Origin of the sequence: Cytobacillus sp. T106, assembly GCF_040492155.1 — a bacterium.
GTDB classification, from domain to species: domain Bacteria; phylum Bacillota; class Bacilli; order Bacillales; family Cytobacillaceae; genus Bacillus_AB; species Bacillus_AB infantis.
On record NZ_JBEUMK010000013.1, the window covers coordinates 1 to 15170 of the forward strand.

The 15170-nt window shown below is 46.6% G+C and carries 18 protein-coding genes and 5 tRNA genes; 20 read left to right on the plus strand and 3 right to left on the minus strand.

What is annotated here, in order from left to right:
* Positions 1-28 precede the first annotated feature (28 nt).
* The 6 genes from ABU165_RS19640 (at position 29) to rocF (ending at position 1757) form a co-directional block, all read left to right on the plus strand.
* Positions 29-113: transfer RNA gene (locus ABU165_RS19640), tRNA-Tyr, on the plus strand.
* A 74-nt stretch (positions 114-187) separates the two neighbouring features.
* A tRNA-Gln gene (locus ABU165_RS19645) sits at positions 188-262 on the plus strand.
* A gap of 6 nt (positions 263-268) precedes the next feature.
* Positions 269-341: transfer RNA gene (locus ABU165_RS19650), tRNA-Lys, on the plus strand.
* Between the two features lie 52 nt (positions 342-393).
* Positions 394-468 (plus strand) — tRNA-Gly (locus tag ABU165_RS19655).
* A 6-nt stretch (positions 469-474) separates the two neighbouring features.
* Positions 475-550 (plus strand) — tRNA-Ala (locus ABU165_RS19660).
* Positions 551-860: 310 nt separating this feature from the next.
* Positions 861-1757: an arginase gene (rocF, locus tag ABU165_RS19665; protein WP_009795852.1), complete on the plus strand. Its 897-nt coding sequence runs from the start codon at positions 861-863 to the stop codon at positions 1755-1757.
* Positions 1758-1793: 36 nt separating this feature from the next.
* Here rocF and ABU165_RS19670 read toward each other — a convergent pair whose 3' ends face one another.
* On the minus strand, positions 1794-1952 hold the full coding sequence (locus ABU165_RS19670) for an aspartyl-phosphate phosphatase Spo0E family protein (protein WP_022543224.1): 159 nt from the start codon (positions 1950-1952) through the stop codon (positions 1794-1796).
* Positions 1953-2138: 186 nt separating this feature from the next.
* Here ABU165_RS19670 and sigW point away from each other — a divergent pair, with 186 nt between their 5' ends.
* The 9 genes from sigW (at position 2139) to ABU165_RS19715 (ending at position 10682) form a co-directional block, all read left to right on the plus strand.
* Positions 2139-2702 (plus strand): RNA polymerase sigma factor SigW, encoded by a 564-nt coding sequence (gene sigW / locus ABU165_RS19675; protein ID WP_009795680.1) that lies wholly within the window; start codon positions 2139-2141, stop codon positions 2700-2702.
* 69 nt (positions 2703-2771) lie between these two features.
* Entirely contained in the window at positions 2772-3410 is a 639-nt protein-coding gene (locus tag ABU165_RS19680; RefSeq protein WP_035403448.1) for an anti-sigma factor family protein, read from the plus strand.
* 227 nt (positions 3411-3637) lie between these two features.
* On the plus strand, positions 3638-4465 hold the full coding sequence (gene cdaA / locus ABU165_RS19685) for a diadenylate cyclase CdaA (protein ID WP_009795682.1): 828 nt from the start codon (positions 3638-3640) through the stop codon (positions 4463-4465).
* On the plus strand, positions 4458-5792 hold the full coding sequence (locus tag ABU165_RS19690) for a CdaR family protein (RefSeq protein ID WP_129614015.1): 1335 nt from the start codon (positions 4458-4460) through the stop codon (positions 5790-5792). Before cdaA ends, ABU165_RS19690 begins: the two co-directional genes overlap by 8 nt.
* A 36-nt stretch (positions 5793-5828) precedes the next feature.
* Positions 5829-7178, plus strand: a complete 1350-nt coding sequence (gene glmM, locus ABU165_RS19695) for a phosphoglucosamine mutase (protein WP_318060820.1) — start codon at positions 5829-5831, stop codon at positions 7176-7178.
* Positions 7179-7622: 444 nt separating this feature from the next.
* Positions 7623-9425: a glutamine--fructose-6-phosphate transaminase (isomerizing) gene (glmS, locus tag ABU165_RS19700; RefSeq protein WP_318060821.1), complete on the plus strand. Its 1803-nt coding sequence runs from the start codon at positions 7623-7625 to the stop codon at positions 9423-9425.
* 388 nt (positions 9426-9813) lie between these two features.
* Entirely contained in the window at positions 9814-10026 is a 213-nt protein-coding gene (locus ABU165_RS19705; RefSeq protein WP_129614017.1) for a helix-turn-helix transcriptional regulator, read from the plus strand.
* A 2-nt stretch (positions 10027-10028) separates the two neighbouring features.
* Positions 10029-10391, plus strand: coding sequence for a hypothetical protein (locus ABU165_RS19710; RefSeq protein WP_022543228.1), 363 nt, complete (start codon positions 10029-10031; stop codon positions 10389-10391).
* 12 nt (positions 10392-10403) lie between these two features.
* Positions 10404-10682, plus strand: coding sequence for a DUF3784 domain-containing protein (locus ABU165_RS19715; RefSeq protein ID WP_009795689.1), 279 nt, complete (start codon positions 10404-10406; stop codon positions 10680-10682).
* Positions 10683-10705: 23 nt separating this feature from the next.
* On the opposite strand, the gene ABU165_RS19720 is transcribed toward ABU165_RS19715, so the two are convergent.
* Positions 10706-11089, minus strand: a complete 384-nt coding sequence (locus tag ABU165_RS19720; protein ID WP_035403454.1) for an SET domain-containing protein — start codon at positions 11087-11089, stop codon at positions 10706-10708.
* Between the two features lie 801 nt (positions 11090-11890).
* On the opposite strand from ABU165_RS19720, the gene ABU165_RS19725 reads away from it, so the two are divergent.
* Both ABU165_RS19725 and ABU165_RS19730 read left to right on the plus strand, forming a co-directional pair.
* A complete protein-coding gene (locus tag ABU165_RS19725; protein WP_009795694.1) occupies positions 11891-12169 on the plus strand; it encodes a CD3324 family protein in 279 nt (92 codons plus the stop codon).
* A gap of 109 nt (positions 12170-12278) precedes the next feature.
* Positions 12279-12914 carry a FusB/FusC family EF-G-binding protein gene (locus tag ABU165_RS19730; RefSeq protein WP_224952213.1) on the plus strand — a complete coding sequence of 212 codons (636 nt, stop codon included), beginning with the start codon at positions 12279-12281 and terminating at the stop codon, positions 12912-12914.
* A gap of 89 nt (positions 12915-13003) precedes the next feature.
* On the opposite strand, the gene ABU165_RS19735 is transcribed toward ABU165_RS19730, so the two are convergent.
* Complete coding sequence (locus tag ABU165_RS19735; protein ID WP_022543232.1) at positions 13004-13702, minus strand: DUF421 domain-containing protein; 699 nt, start codon at positions 13700-13702, stop codon at positions 13004-13006.
* 138 nt (positions 13703-13840) lie between these two features.
* Between ABU165_RS19735 and ABU165_RS19740 the strand changes: the two genes are divergently transcribed.
* The 3 genes from ABU165_RS19740 (at position 13841) to ABU165_RS19750 (ending at position 15128) form a co-directional block, all read left to right on the plus strand.
* Complete coding sequence (locus tag ABU165_RS19740; RefSeq protein WP_224952211.1) at positions 13841-14464, plus strand: histidine phosphatase family protein; 624 nt, start codon at positions 13841-13843, stop codon at positions 14462-14464.
* A gap of 126 nt (positions 14465-14590) precedes the next feature.
* Positions 14591-14932, plus strand: coding sequence for a hypothetical protein (locus tag ABU165_RS19745; RefSeq protein ID WP_009795698.1), 342 nt, complete (start codon positions 14591-14593; stop codon positions 14930-14932).
* Positions 14933-14960: 28 nt separating this feature from the next.
* Complete coding sequence (locus ABU165_RS19750; protein ID WP_009795699.1) at positions 14961-15128, plus strand: twin-arginine translocase TatA/TatE family subunit; 168 nt, start codon at positions 14961-14963, stop codon at positions 15126-15128.
* The last annotated feature ends 42 nt before the right edge of the window (positions 15129-15170 follow it).

Here is a 15170-nt window from a genome sequence, read left to right on the forward strand (position 1 = left end):
TTTCCTTTACTTATCTGTAATGGAATGTGGAGGGGTAGCGAAGTGGCTAAACGCGGCGGACTGTAAATCCGCTCCCTCCGGGTTCGGCGGTTCGAATCCGTCCCCCTCCACCATTTTGAATAAAAACTGCAGATTTGGACAATCTTATAAATGTCCTTTTTATTTTGACCGGCAGGTCATTGATCAATGGGCTATAGCCAAGCGGTAAGGCAACGGACTTTGACTCCGTCATGCGTTGGTTCGAATCCAGCTAGCCCAGCCATTTTTTGAGCCATTAGCTCAGTCGGTAGAGCATCTGACTTTTAATCAGAGGGTCGAAGGTTCGAGTCCTTCATGGCTCATCATAGCAGGGCAGGCCTTAGGTTTTATACCCTAAGGTTTGTCTTAATGAATGCGGAAGTAGTTCAGTGGTAGAACATCACCTTGCCAAGGTGGGGGTCGCGGGTTCGAATCCCGTCTTCCGCTCCAATATACGGGGCCTTAGCTCAGCTGGGAGAGCGCCTGCTTTGCACGCAGGAGGTCAGCGGTTCGATCCCGCTAGGCTCCACCATTACTACATACATCTTACCTTAAACTCTGCCGGGTTTAAGGTTTTTTTATGTTTAAAAATGTTATAACTTCTAACAGCTGTACATGAACATCGAATCTAAATCTGTAGCAGCTTGTGTTATCCGCGGGTGATCATGCCATTTTCGTTATAATTCATGCTGCCGATTCCCCAGGAATTTACCTCTATCTTTTTATCCTTTTGATTTTTCAGAAAAGTACGCATATATATGCATGATTTTGTCGAGTTGAGTCATTGCTTTGAAAGCGGTTAAAATGAAAGCAGAACAGGGGTGAAGGAGGAACATAGAGAGATGAAGAAACTATCGATTATCGGGATGCCGATGGATCTTGGGCAAATGAGGCGAGGTGTTGATATGGGGCCAAGTGCTATCCGCTATGCCGGTGTAAATGAACGTCTGAAATCTTTATTTGAGCACATTCATGATCTGGGTGATATAGCGATTGGACGCCCGGAGGTGGAGATAGATCCAGATACCAATCTGAGGAATCTTGAGCTTATTGCAGATAAGACCGGCCAGCTGGCAGAAAAGGTTGATGAAGTAATCAAGGGCGGTTCATTCCCTCTTGTGTTAGGCGGGGACCACAGCATTGCCATCGGGACGCTTGCAGGTGTGTCGCGGCACTATAAAAACCTCGGCGTCATCTGGTATGATGCCCATGGAGATCTGAATACAGCAGAAACATCGCCTTCCGGGAATATCCATGGCATGCCGCTGGCAGCTTCGCTGGGCATCGGCCATCCGCTTCTGACCGGGATTGGGGGCTACTCACCGAAGGTAAAGCCTGAGAACATCGTCATCATCGGAGCAAGGGCCCTGGATGAGGGTGAGAAAGAGCTTGTGAAGGAGAAGGGCATCAAAGTATATACAATGCATGAGATTGACAGGCTCGGGATGGCAAGAGTGATGGAAGAAGCAATTGAGTATCTGAGGGACCGGACTGATGGGGTTCATTTATCATTGGATCTGGACGGGCTGGATCCCAACGATGCACCAGGCGTGGGGACTCCAGTCATAGGAGGCATCAGCTACCGTGAAAGCCACCTGGCGATGGAAATGCTTGCAGAAGCGGAGCTGATCACTTCCGCTGAGTTCGTGGAGGTCAATCCGATCCTCGATGACAAGAATAAGACGGCATCTGTAGCCGTTGCGCTGATGGGATCGCTTTTCGGCGAAAAGCTCCTTTAAAGAAAGAAACAAAAAACGGTAACTTGATTTTTCAAGTTACCGTTTTTTGACCAGATGATTGTATTTGTTCAGCAATGAATCCAGCCTTGTACTGGCTTCAATTACATGATGGCTGGACAAAGAGGTACGGGAAGCCAGTTGGACCATTTCCTTGCGGCACTTTTCAATATCCTGCAACAGTTCTTGAATGCCCATTCAAAAAAACCTGCCTTTTCCTCAGCTTAATTAGTCCCTTTATACCCCATTTAAAACTTTTTAAACATGAAGAAGTAAATTTTTGTTAAAATAATAGTTATTGAGAAATTTTATATAAAAAACGAAACCTTTTCCGCTATCGATCCGTAATATCGTATAGCCGCATTAGAGCGGAGGTAAATAGAAATGGAAGCAATCGTAAAGAAAAGGATCAAACAGGTATTAAAAGGCGACCAGAATGCTTTTGGGGAAATTGTGGAAATTTATAAAGACAAGGTGTTCCAGCTTTGTTTCCGTATGCTCGGCAACCGCCATGAGGCGGAGGATATTGCACAGGAGGCTTTCCTGCGCGCATATGTTAATATTCAAAGCTTTAATATCGACCTGAAGTTTTCCACCTGGCTGTACAGAATCGCAACCAATTTATGCATTGACCGGATCAGGAAGAAAAAGCCCGACTATTTTCTGGATGCGGAGGTTGCCGGGACGGACGGATTGACGATGTATTCGCAGATTGCAGCGGATACCAGACTGCCCGAGGAAGATGTAGAGAGCCTGGAGCTTCAGGAAACCATTCAAAACGAAATTTCCAAGCTTCCTGAAAAATACAGGTCAGTAATTGTGCTGAAATATATCGAGGAGCTTTCTCTCAACGAAATAAGCGAGATTATGGACCTGCCGCTCGGGACGGTTAAGACCCGCATACACAGGGGCAGGGAAGCTTTAAGAAAGCAGCTGCGTCATGTGTAGAGATGAATGGCTATGCCATCTTCTTTTGCAAAAATGAATTCAGCTTATCATTTTAAGAGGGTGAGAACTTTGAAATGTCCAGCAGAGATTGTCGAGTATATGCACGAGTATCTAGATGAAGAGATCTCAGCCGAGCATGAACAGCAATTAAGGGAGCATTTGAGCAGCTGCGACGAATGCCGCTCTTATTTTCATGAATTAAAGAGAGCTATTGCACTAGTGCAAAGCACTTCACATATACAAGCTCCGTCAGGCTTCACAGCTGGTGTGATGGCGAAGCTTCCAAAAGAAAAGAAGCAGGTGGGCTTCCAGCGTTGGTTCAGGCATCATCCCCTGCTTACTGCTGCTTCCCTGTTCCTCATCCTTATGATGGGAAGTGTCGTCTCCACCTGGAATAAGGACCATAATTTTTCGGTCTCCAAACAGCCGAACCTGATCGTCCAGAATGACACGGTCATCGTACCGGAAGGTGAAGTAATCAAGGGTGATGTGATTGTCCGCAATGGCAAGATAAAAATCGAAGGCCAGGTCGATGGCGATGTGACCGTCATCAATGGAGAGCAGTATATGGCTTCTGCAGGCCAGGTGACTGGTGATATCAAGGAAGTGAATGAAGTGTTTGAGTGGCTCTGGTATCATATCAAGAGCCTTGGCAAAGATCTTGTGAATGTGTTCGATGAGAAAGAAAAAGAGCCTGCAGCAGGCTGATTGAATAGAGAGAGCAAATCCCTGTCAAACTAGAAATATCCGGCTGAGCCGATATTCATTTGGCAGGGATTTTCTTTTAGATGAATGAGAAGGCACGCCAAGAGCTTTGCAATATATCCCATGTCCATATCATTGGTTTTCAGAGTATTTATGATATAATATGTGAGTTACATACATTGAAAACAAAGCTTATGCTTTTTGGAAAAATATATTTGGAGGAAGGGATAATGTCGTTTGCAGATTTCTCAATTTTGAAATACCTGGCTAATATTGTTGACATTCTCCTTGTTTGGTACGTCATCTACAAACTGATCATGATTGTGAGGGGCACCAAGGCCGTACAGCTCTTGAAAGGGATTTTTGTCATTCTGATCGTCAAGGTGATCAGCGATAAATTCCAGCTGCAGACACTTGGCTGGATGATGGAACAGGTTCTGCTATGGGGGGTCCTGGCCATTATCATCATCTTCCAGCCTGAGCTCCGGAGGGCGCTTGAGCAGCTGGGGAGGGGAAGATTCTTTTCGAGAAGCAGCTCCCAGGAAGAAAATGAACAGGAAAAGATGGTGGATTCCATTACAAAGGCCGTTGATTATATGGCTAAACGCCGGATTGGCGCCCTGATTTCGATTGAGCGTGAAACAGGGATGGGCGATTATATAGAAACAGGCATTCAGCTGAATTCAAAAATATCATCAGAGCTCCTGATCAATATTTTCATCCCGAATACACCACTTCATGACGGGGCGGTCATTATTCAGAGGAACTGTGTGGAAGCTGCAGCCTGCTATCTGCCGCTGTCTGAGAGTCCGTTCATTTCTAAGGAACTTGGCACAAGGCACAGGGCCGCCCTGGGAATCAGTGAGGTCACAGACAGCCTTACCATCGTTGTATCTGAAGAAACGGGAAGCGTCTCACTGACTAAAAACGGTGAGCTTCACAGAAGCCTGAGCTCTGAGGCATTCAAGGAGCTCCTATCCAATGAATTGATTGTCAGCCAGAAGGCGAAACAGTCTTCTTCAGCCCGCTGGAATTGGAGGGGGAAGAAAAATGGATAAGCTGATTGATAAGCTGGTGGACAACAGGTGGTTCATGAAAGCTGTGGCCCTTGTGCTGGCTTTGCTCCTTTTTGATGCTGTCTATGATGGATCCGACAAATCGGGCGAGGTTAATGTTCCCGGGGATCAGGACACTGAGCTGATTGAAGATGTCCCGGTCAAATCCTATTATGATACCGATAATCTTGTCGTCACCGGAGTTCCGGATACTGTGGATGTGAGGGTGTCAGGGCCGAAAAGCCATGTCCAGATCGCCAAGACGCAGCGGGACTTTGAAGTATATGTAAATTTATCTGATGCTGAAGTTGGCGAAAAGCAGGTCCGGATCCTTGTAAGGGACATTTCGGATCGCCTCGATGTAACAGTCGATCCGTTATATGCAACAGTCTCTATCCAGGAGAAAGTAACGAAGGAGTTCAAGGTAGAGCCTGAATTCAACCAGTCCCTGCTTGGAGACGGATTCACATCCGGAGCACCATCTGTTAAGCCTGAAACTGTTAAAATAACGGGTGCCAAGGACGTAGTCGACCGCATCAGCTATGTGAAGGCAGCTCTCGATGTCAAAGGTCCGATAGAGGAATCTGTCACAGGAGCTGCAAGCATCAGGGTGCTCGACAGGGATATGAATAAGCTGAATGTAGCTGTCGATCCAGAGACGGTAGAGGTTACCGTCTCTGTGAAAAGCCTCGCTAAGACCGTGCCGATCGATGTCGTCCGGAAAGGTTCACTGCCTTCGGGTGTGACGCTTAACAGTATTGATCTGGATACAGCTGAGGCGAGAATCACCGGAAGCGAAGAAGCGCTCGGCCAGACGGAAAGAGTTAGGGTTGAGATTGACCTGGGCAAGATCACCAAAGATGGTGTTCAGACCCTTCCGGTCATCATCCCGGACGGCATCACATCTGTCGATCCGAAGACAGTAGAGGCTTCCGTGGATGTGACAGCTGAAAGTCAGGAAGATCAGGAGGACGCCGGCTCAGAAGCAGAAGAAGATGAAGCTGAGACGGCGACTCCTCCTGCGGAAGAAACAGAGAAGGATGAAACCAAAACCTTCTCGAACCTTCCGATTGACCTGACTGGGGCAGCAGAAGGATATACCGCTGCTTTCGCTGATGGATCAGGGAGAACAAATCTGTCTGTCCAGGGGCCGGTCGGTGTGGTCAATGGCCTTGGTTCTGCAGATTTCAATATATTCGTCGATGCAAGCAGCCTGTCAGAAGGGGAGCATAATGTGCCTGTAAAGGTGACTGGCCCCGATAATGTAAGCTGGAAGCTATCAAGAGAAACAGTAAAGATTTCTATCACTCAAAAGAATGAAGAAGCTTAAATATAATGTCACTATGGTTAGAAGGAGCGATTTTTAATGGGTAAATATTTCGGTACCGATGGAGTACGAGGGATTGCAAACAGTGAGTTAACCCCGGAGCTGGCTTTTAAACTGGGCCGGTTTGGCGGATATGTGCTAACAAAGAATGAGGAACGCCCAAAAGTATTGATCGGCCGCGATACACGCATATCAGGGCATATGCTGGAAGGAGCCCTTGTAGCAGGACTGCTTTCCATTGGAGCTGAAGTTATGCGCCTCGGCGTCATTTCAACGCCTGGAGTAGCGTATCTGACAAAAGCCCTTGGTGCACAGGCAGGTGTCATGATCTCAGCTTCCCACAACCCTGTAGCTGATAACGGGATCAAATTCTTCGGGCCAGATGGCTTTAAGCTTTCAGATGATCAGGAGCTGGAAATTGAAGCTCTCATGGATAAGGCAGAAGATGAGCTTCCGCGTCCGGTAGGGGCAGACCTTGGCCAGGTGAATGATTATTTTGAAGGCGGACAGAAATATCTTCAATATTTGAAGCAAAGTGTTGATGAAGACTTCTCAGGCATACATATTGCGCTTGACTGTGCGAACGGTGCTACATCTTCACTGGCAGCACATTTGTTTGCAGACCTTGATGCCGACCTTTCGACAATGGGCGCATCCCCTAACGGTCTTAACATCAACGATGGCGTAGGATCGACCCATCCTGAAGCGCTTTCGGCCTTTGTAAAGGAAAAAGGGGCAGATGCCGGATTTGCTTTTGACGGCGACGGAGACCGTTTGATTGCTGTAGACGAAAATGGCGACATCGTTGATGGAGATCAAATCATGTATATCTGCGGAAAATACCTGAAAGAGCAGGGCCGTCTGAAGCATAACACAGTTGTATCCACAGTCATGAGCAACCTGGGCTTCTACAAAGGGCTTGAAGCAAACGGCATTGAAAGCATCCAGACTGCAGTCGGAGACCGCTATGTGGTGGAGGAAATGAAAAAAGAGGGCTACAGCCTTGGCGGGGAGCAATCCGGCCATATTATCTTCCTTGACTACAACACAACCGGTGATGGACTTTTGACTGGCCTTCAGCTTGCCAATATCATGCAAGCGACCAAGAAGCCGCTGTCAGAGCTTGCGAATGAAATGAAGAAGTTCCCGCAGACGCTCGTCAACATTAAAGTTACAGACAAGCACCATGTAACAGACAACGATAAAGTTCATGCCGTGATTACAGAGGTTGAAAATGAAATGAAAGGAAACGGACGCATCCTTGTCAGGCCTTCCGGCACTGAGCCATTGGTCCGTGTAATGGCTGAGGCGCCAACAAAGGAGCAGTGTGAGGCGTATGTGGAACGCATAGCCGCTGTTGTCCGCGAGGAAATGGGTTTAAAGGAGTAATCGAAGGGAAGATATGCATAGAGGAACGCTTTGGCGCCTCTATGCATATTTTTTTATATGGAGCCCCAAAGCTTCATGGGAAAATGTGTATTTTTTATGATATCAGTTGACGGATTCTCACGTAGTGATGTATGATTATCCTGTTTTTGCAAACCATTGTGCAAAGCATATTCAATAATAGAAAGGTGGGTCGTCAGGGTATACTTTTAAAGCGCCTGAACTAGCCATGAGAGGGCTAGTTGACGAGGAGGAGGTTTATCGATTTTTCGGCGGATGCCTCCCGGTTGAGCAAGCACAACCGAAAATCCTTCTTTAAAGCATCAAGGCAACTTGGTGGACAAAGAGAGGGATATGCTTCTGAACAAACAAAAACTAGAGATAAGGGGGCAAGTATGCCCTCTAAAAAAGGCTTCTTGCCCCCTTTATTAGGGAGGACACAGAAGTATGTGCGGAATTGTAGGTTATATCGGAAACACTGATTCAAAGGAAGTATTATTAAAAGGCTTGGAAAAGCTTGAATATAGAGGCTATGACTCAGCAGGGATCGCGGTCATGAACGAAAACGGTGTTCATGTTTTCAAGGAAAAAGGCCGCATTGCCGACCTGCGCAGCATCGTTGATGGAGATGTGGAAGCCCACACCGGGATCGGACACACGCGCTGGGCGACTCATGGTGTACCGAGCAAAAAGAATGCCCATCCCCACCAGAGTGCGGGCGGACGCTTCACACTCGTACACAACGGTGTTATTGAAAACTATGACCAGCTGAAGCGCGAATTTCTGAGCGGTGTAGAGCTTCAGAGCGATACGGACACAGAAGTCATCGTCCAGCTGATTGAGCTGTTCGTAAATGAAGGGGAAGCAACAGAAGATGCTTTCCGCAAGACACTGCGCCTTCTGAAGGGTTCTTATGCTTTGGCGCTCCTTGATGAGCAGAATGATGAAACGATCTTTGTAGCGAAGAACAAGAGCCCGCTTCTTGTCGGTCTTGGCGACACATTCAATGTGGTTGCGAGCGATGCAATGGCAATGCTTCAGGTGACAGACCAGTATGTCGAGCTGATGGATAAAGAAATCGTCATCGTTAAAAAGAACGAAGTCATGATCCAGGATATGGACGGCCAAATCATTGCCAGAAATCCCTACACAGCAGAGCTTGATGCAAGCGATATTGAAAAGGGCACATACCCTCACTATATGCTGAAGGAAATTGATGAGCAGCCGCTTGTGACACGCCGCATCATCCAGAAATACCAGAATGCAAATGGTGAATTGGTCATCGACCAGGATATCCTTGATGCGATGAATGAAAGCGACCGGATTTATATCATTGCAGCTGGTACTTCTTATCATGCCGGCCTTGTCGGCAAGCAGTTCATCGAAAGAATGGCAAAAATTCCGGTAGAAGTCCATATTGCCAGCGAATTCGGCTACAATATGCCTCTTCTGTCAGAAAAGCCGCTATTCATCTTTATTTCACAGAGCGGTGAAACAGCAGACAGCCGTGCCGTGCTTGTAAACATCAAGGAGATGGGCTATAAAGCACTGACCATCACGAATGTACAGGGATCAACCCTTTCCCGTGAAGCTGATTACACGCTGCTTCTTCATGCAGGTCCTGAAATTGCCGTTGCTTCAACAAAAGCATATACTGCCCAGCTGGCTGTACTTGCCATCCTGGCAGAAGTAACAGCGAAGAGCAAAGGGCTTGGACTGCCGTTTAACCTGGTTCAGGAGCTTGGCATCGCTGCCAATGCTATGGAGGTTCTCTGTGACAGCAAAGAAGAATTCGAAGCGATTGCCCGCGAATACCTGGCAACAACACGCAACGCTTTCTTCATCGGCCGCGGCATCGACTTCTATGTCGGCCTTGAAGGCTCACTGAAACTGAAGGAGATTTCTTATATCCAGGCTGAAGGCTTTGCCGGCGGAGAATTGAAGCACGGTACCATCGCCCTGATTGAGGACGGTACACCGGTCATTGCCCTTGCTACACAGGAAAGCGTCAACCTGAGCATCCGAGGAAACGTCAAGGAAGTTGTATCCCGCGGCGCCAACCCATGCATCATCAGCATGAAGGGGCTTGAGCAGGAAGAAGACCGCTTTGTTATTCCGGAAATTAATGAATTATTAACACCTCTTATCTCTGTTATACCATTGCAGCTGATCTCTTACTATGCTGCCCTGCACCGCGAATGCGATGTAGACAAACCGCGCAACCTGGCTAAATCTGTTACGGTTGAATAAGCGGAAGTAAGGATTATATATAGTTTGTCTAAGGAGGCTCCTTTCAGGATGCCTCCTTTTTGCATAGGTGTGAGAATGTAAAGGTATTAATCAAATGTTTAATTAAGGGCTGCAATTGTACTGCTGTCACAGTATCCAAGGTTTAATCAAACGTTTGATGAAGGAAAGCAACTGGCTGCTGATGCAATAGTGTATGAGACTTTAATCAAACGTTTGACTAAGGGTAACAATGGACTGCTGCTGCAAGAAAGTGAGGATTCAATTGAACGTTTGAATCGCAATATTTAAAAAAGTTTCCAAAGAATATTGTCATATATATACGACAAAAGTAAATTATATGTTACAATATAAATAACAGAAAAAGGCAATATTGGTGGGAGGCGCGTGTTTGAAAGAAATTCTGGTTAAGAATGCGGTAAAGATTACAAGGATGGAAAAAGGGAACTTGACGCAGGGAGACCTGGCAAAGCTTGTCGGGGTGACCCGTCAGACGATGAATTTGATTGAATCGCAGAAGTATAATCCAACCATTAAAGTCTGCCTGCTGATTGCTGCTGCCCTTGATACATCCGTTGAGAAGCTATTCTGGATGGAGGAATGATTATGAGAATACTGTTTACTTATCTGCCCGTCCTTTCCTTTGTTTTCGTTTTGTTTCTAATGGATGACGGCATCTTCAAGTGGACTTTACTGGTATGTGGAATTGTCCTTGTGGCCCTGGCCAAAATGTTGAGGGTGCGTATGAAGGAAGAGGAAGTCGAGTTTGATGACAGGGTAAATGCCAACATTGCAAAATGGTCACTGCGGAGCATCTATCTGCTGAATTTTATTTTAATCGTGCTGCTGTGTTTGGAAACTGCCAGTTCGGCAGCGATCGGCCTGGACAAAGAAACGATCTTAATTTATCTGCTGGCAACCCTATTTATTCCGTTTTATATTATTCCGGCCATAGTGAAGAAATTATAAGGAGATGAATCAATGAATCAGGATTTAATTATTTTTGGAACTATTTTTCTTGTGCTTGGCTTTCTGGTAGGAGTTAAGAAAATGACGTGGCTTCTATCGGGGTTCAATGAAAAAAGGGTAAGGGATAAAAACAAACTGGCCCATTTAGTAGGGGGAACGGAAGCGGTTCTTGGCATCGTTCTCATTATCGGCGGTATTCTGGGAGTGGGTTCACCGAAGTTTTTGATCATGCTCTGTATAGCCATTATGATGGGGCTCGTATTTTATGTGAACAGCAGGATGGCAGAGTGAATAAGGAGGGAAGCTGCCCCTCCTTATTCTTCTCCTCCGTTAAACCATAGTAGAGCATCATCATCGGGATCGCCGTTATAGTTGATCATGATTTCTTCATCTTTTTTTATATCCTTGTAAGCATAGAAATCAAAAGAGTGATTCTCGAAACTGATTTCATAATCGGCATTCGGCTCATAGGAATGGTTGAACAGCATTCCATATCCAAGGAGAAGGGCAGAATGGTTCGTCCCATACTCGAATACATAGTCGGCGAGCCTGGTTTTTTCAATATATTTATGTTCTTCATTTGGATATGCAAGTACCGGAGCCCTGTGGATCAGCTCTCCCTTTTTGATATCACGGGTAGCGAACACACCTTTATTGGTTTCGTCATCGGTAATGTTTGAGATTCTAACTTCAATCAAGCTTTTCACCTTCGCCTTCATAATCTGTCAATCCTAGTCTGACAGTGTTGGGGCAAAAATGCAATCGCAGGAAGCAATTGGATGACAGTCCCAGGGCTGTGTGGAGCTGATTTGATACCAGCCCGGGTGTTTGTGTGGTAAAGTAATAATAACAGCAGCAAAGGAGGAATTGCAGATGAAAATCACTGATCAGGCACGCGATATTTTAAAGCAGATGTTTGAAAAAGAAAATGCCCGCAATATCCGCATATATTTCGCAGGCTATGGCTGAGGACAGCCAAAAGTAGGACTGGCTCTGGATGAGCCGGAAGAGGACGATAATGTATCAACAATCAATGAAATCATGGTGGCAATCGATCCGATCATTGAACCGAATGTAGAGGATCTGGTCCTTGATCTTAGCGGAGACAAGAAAGGCCTTGTACTGCTGGGGAATACGGGCAATTGCTGCTAGAATAAGAAAGCATGGAAAAGGGCTTCTGCTCTTTCCATGCTTTTTTTGTTGTTCCTCGAGGCACAGGGACAGCCGCAGAGCATGCAGCCTGTTCTCACAAAAAACATGCAGACACACCCGAATTGTACTATAATAAATACCAAAATCAGGGTAATCGGGAGGTGGGTAAAATGGCAGAAATATTCCGGCTGCCGGATACTGGAGCGGCTCATGCAAAGCCTGTAAGAGGAAAGGCGATACTTTGCATGGGGAGAAGGTTCATATAATCGCCCTTACAATGTAATCTCATTTCTATTACTGGCTTTGCCCCTTATTTAAGAAACCATTAAAATAAGGAGCTGGCCGAAATGAGCTATGTAAAAGCAGCTGCTGTTTTGCCTGAAGAGCTGATAGCGGAGATCCAGAAATATATTCAAGGTGAGATGATTTATATTCCGAAGCCTGAGGCTGCCCGGCAAAAGTGGGGGGAGTCCTCCGGAGGGCGGAAGCAGATTGATGCACGCAATGAGGAAATCAGGATGGCATTCCGGAACGGAAAGCCGGTCGAAGTGCTGGCGGAAGAATACTTCCTGGCCAATGAAACAATCAAAAAGATAGTCTATTCAAAACAGAAGCGCAGGCAGTAGGTACACTTTGGTTCAGAGTCATTCTCGGCCTATTCCCGGCTGCTGATTTTTCTTATAATTGTCTTTAGAAATCAACAGCCTGATCCGGGACAGAATAGGAGTGAATGAAATGGAACACTTTATCCGGAACGACCAGTATAATTTTATAAAAGAACAGGCAGCCCACCTTGTGAACGGGCACAGTTCAGTAAATGATAAAGGGGTTCTGAATGCACTGAGAGCCATCACAGCCGAGAAGGCTAAAGCACTGTTTCCAGAGCTCACTGCTGAGCAGGAGGAGCTTCTTGCCCCGTTGCCTGATATAAAGGACAGGACAGATGCAGACCGGTTCCTGGAAGGCCTGCAGGCTTATATCATCCCATTTCCGGCAGTGGGCGAACAGGCAGCCAGGAAGCTGTTTCCCAAGGCTAAGAAGCTGAAGGTGCCTGAAGCCGGGCTGGAGGAGCAGAAAGGTCTTTCCTACTTTTCCTGGGACGACAAAGGCACTGGGAGAAGGTATATGGCCGTGCTGTATAAAAATAAGCTTGCCGGCCTGACGGGAACCTTCAAGCCGATCAGCCAAAAAGGGATTTGTTCCATATGCGGCAAACATGGAGAGGCAGGACTGTTTGTCTCCCAAAAGAAAGGCGCCGTTCAAGGGACTTACGTAAGAAAAGGCAATTATATTTGCAGCGACAGCATGATGTGCAATCAGAACCTGACCAGCCTTGAGAAGCTGGAGCAATTTGTAGAGCTGGTGAGATAGCATAAATGAAAGACAGGGGCCTGGCTACAGGTCCCTGTCTTTGCAGTAAAGCCCGCGCCGCAGTAAGTTATGAAGAGTATTTTCTCCGGTTATTGAAGCTGATCATCCTTATAGTCAACATAAAGGGTGCCATTCTGCTGAACTTCAGCGTAAAAGACATCAGACAGGGAGGCGCCGCTTTGCTGGAGCTGGTCTTCAAGCCATTCCTGGGAAAGGTTTAAGCCGTCAAGATTCCGGGAGACAAGCTGGCCATCGGAAATGACGGCGGTGCCGACCGGATAGGCATCTTTAGGCACCGGGTTCCCCTGGGCTGCATGGCTTTGCGTCAGCGGGCGCTTTCCTTCTTTTTTAAGCACCGACAGCTTGCCGTCAGTTTCAAACACTGCATAGTCGGCATCAGAGATAGAGAAGATATTTTTCTGCCGAAGCAGGGCATTCAAAGCATCTATATCCAGTCTGGCTTTGCGGAGGGAATCTTCCATCACCTTGCCGTCTTTTATGACAATCAGCGGCTGGCCCTCCAGGAATAACCTTGCTTTCCGGGATTTGATATCAAGATAACCCATGAGAATGGTGAATACTGCCCAGCCGGTGAGTGCAATGACGCCGCTCCGAAGGGCCACATTCGGGTTAAGGACTGTGTTGGCTGCAATAGATCCAATGGCAATGGCTGAGACAAAATTGAAAAAGGTCATCTGGGCAATTTCTTTCCGCCCCATCAGTCTGGCTAGTAGAAAAAGGACAAGAAATGAAACAGAGATCCTTATGAGCAATTCCGAAATATTCACGTTACACCTCGTTTTAGTTTTTATTGGCTGCAAAAAAGTATTTGATTTGCTGACTAATCTGTTCTCCTGTCAAGATTCATCCTTATTTTGGCAGTGGAACATCTTTTTATACATAAAAAAGAAAGAGGGGTGGATTGTATGCTTGAATTATTGCTGATCCGCCATGGCCAGTCAGAAGCAGACCTGCTGAACGTCCACGAGGGCAGGGCGGATTTTCCGCTGACCGGTTTGGGAAGGAGGCAGGCGGGCCTTCTTGCCGAGTTTATCACCGAACACTATCCTCCAGATATCATCTGGGCAAGTACGCTGAAAAGGGCCTATGAAACAGCGGTTATTACAGCTGACAGAGCAGGGTGCGGGCTGAAGACGGATGAAAGGCTGATGGAATTCAATAATGGGGTTCTGGCCGGGATGTCCCGGGAGGAAGCGGGCATCCGTTATCCAGAACCGCCTGAGGGCAGAAAGCCGCATGTGCGCATCGAGAAGGGGGAGTCGATGCTTGAAATGAGATTCCGTGCTGAAACTGTATTGTCAGAGCTGCTGGATGATGCTGAACAAAAAGGATACAAGCGGATTGCTGCGGTTTCGCACGGCGGGTTGATTTCCATGCTGATCCTGGCGCTGCTTGGACTGCCCAATACCAGCACCCGGCTCTTTGCTACAGGAGATACCGGTGTTCATTTGTTCAAGCTGGATCATAAAAGAAGAGTGGCCATGTTTTTGAACAGCCAGCGTCATTTGCCTGATGAATTTTTGAGATAGGAAGGGGCAGGATAGCCTGTTCCTTTTCTTTTTTCCATAAAAAGGGGCTCGTTTCTCAATTTTCGGTCTTTCCAAACCGGGACGGACGAAGTATGATAATTCTATCAAACTGAAAGGGAAGACACTATGGCGGGAATGAATCTCCTTTTCCTATTTGCAATCAGTGTTTATAGTTTATGGGGACTAGGTCATGACCCTTTCTCGAGCCTGCTTTCAGGCGATGACAAGCGTTTTGAAATGATTGTACTGGAGGAGGGCAAGGCTTTTTCGAAAGAAAAACCTTTTGAGCGAAAAGGGAAGCTCCTGGGAACAGCCCCGTATCTTCCATTATTGGCAGCGCCGGCCGGCATGCTGCTTTATAGAAGATATTTCCGGATGGATATCATGCTGGAAAAATTGAGGTTCCTGCTTACGCCGGTCTTTTTTCATTCTAAGTTTTTTATCTCCTCCTCTGTTAGTGATGGATAAAAATTAATCTGAAAAAAGAGGTGCAGAGATGAGGAATTTAGGATTTGGGGAAATCATGATCATCGTTTTTGTTGCGCTGCTAATATTTGGTCCGCAAAAGCTTCCTGAGCTTGGCAGGGCAGCCGGCAATACGCTTCGTGAATTCAAAAAGGCAACAAAAGGCATCATGGAAGATGATAAAGAGAAAGATAAATAAATAGATGGCAGGACTGCTCCGCCGAGTGAGAGCTCATATTAG

Excerpts from the sequence above, each read along its gene's own strand:
- rocF (WP_009795852.1), top strand. The coding sequence starts at position 861 with ATGAAGAAACTATCGATTATCGGGATGCCGATGGATCTTGGGCAAATG.
- ABU165_RS19670 (WP_022543224.1), bottom strand. The coding sequence starts at position 1,952 with ATGGGCATTCAAGAACTGTTGCAGGATATTGAAAAGTGCCGCAAGGAA.
- sigW (WP_009795680.1), top strand. The coding sequence starts at position 2,139 with ATGGAAGCAATCGTAAAGAAAAGGATCAAACAGGTATTAAAAGGCGAC.
- cdaA (WP_009795682.1), top strand. The coding sequence starts at position 3,638 with ATGTCGTTTGCAGATTTCTCAATTTTGAAATACCTGGCTAATATTGTT.
- ABU165_RS19690 (WP_129614015.1), top strand. The coding sequence starts at position 4,458 with ATGGATAAGCTGATTGATAAGCTGGTGGACAACAGGTGGTTCATGAAA.
- glmM (WP_318060820.1), top strand. The coding sequence starts at position 5,829 with ATGGGTAAATATTTCGGTACCGATGGAGTACGAGGGATTGCAAACAGT.
- glmS (WP_318060821.1), top strand. The coding sequence starts at position 7,623 with ATGTGCGGAATTGTAGGTTATATCGGAAACACTGATTCAAAGGAAGTA.
- ABU165_RS19710 (WP_022543228.1), top strand. The coding sequence starts at position 10,029 with ATGAGAATACTGTTTACTTATCTGCCCGTCCTTTCCTTTGTTTTCGTT.
- ABU165_RS19715 (WP_009795689.1), top strand. The coding sequence starts at position 10,404 with ATGAATCAGGATTTAATTATTTTTGGAACTATTTTTCTTGTGCTTGGC.
- ABU165_RS19725 (WP_009795694.1), top strand. The coding sequence starts at position 11,891 with ATGAGCTATGTAAAAGCAGCTGCTGTTTTGCCTGAAGAGCTGATAGCG.
- ABU165_RS19730 (WP_224952213.1), top strand. The coding sequence starts at position 12,279 with ATGGAACACTTTATCCGGAACGACCAGTATAATTTTATAAAAGAACAG.
- ABU165_RS19740 (WP_224952211.1), top strand. The coding sequence starts at position 13,841 with ATGCTTGAATTATTGCTGATCCGCCATGGCCAGTCAGAAGCAGACCTG.
- ABU165_RS19745 (WP_009795698.1), top strand. The coding sequence starts at position 14,591 with ATGGCGGGAATGAATCTCCTTTTCCTATTTGCAATCAGTGTTTATAGT.
- ABU165_RS19750 (WP_009795699.1), top strand. The coding sequence starts at position 14,961 with ATGAGGAATTTAGGATTTGGGGAAATCATGATCATCGTTTTTGTTGCG.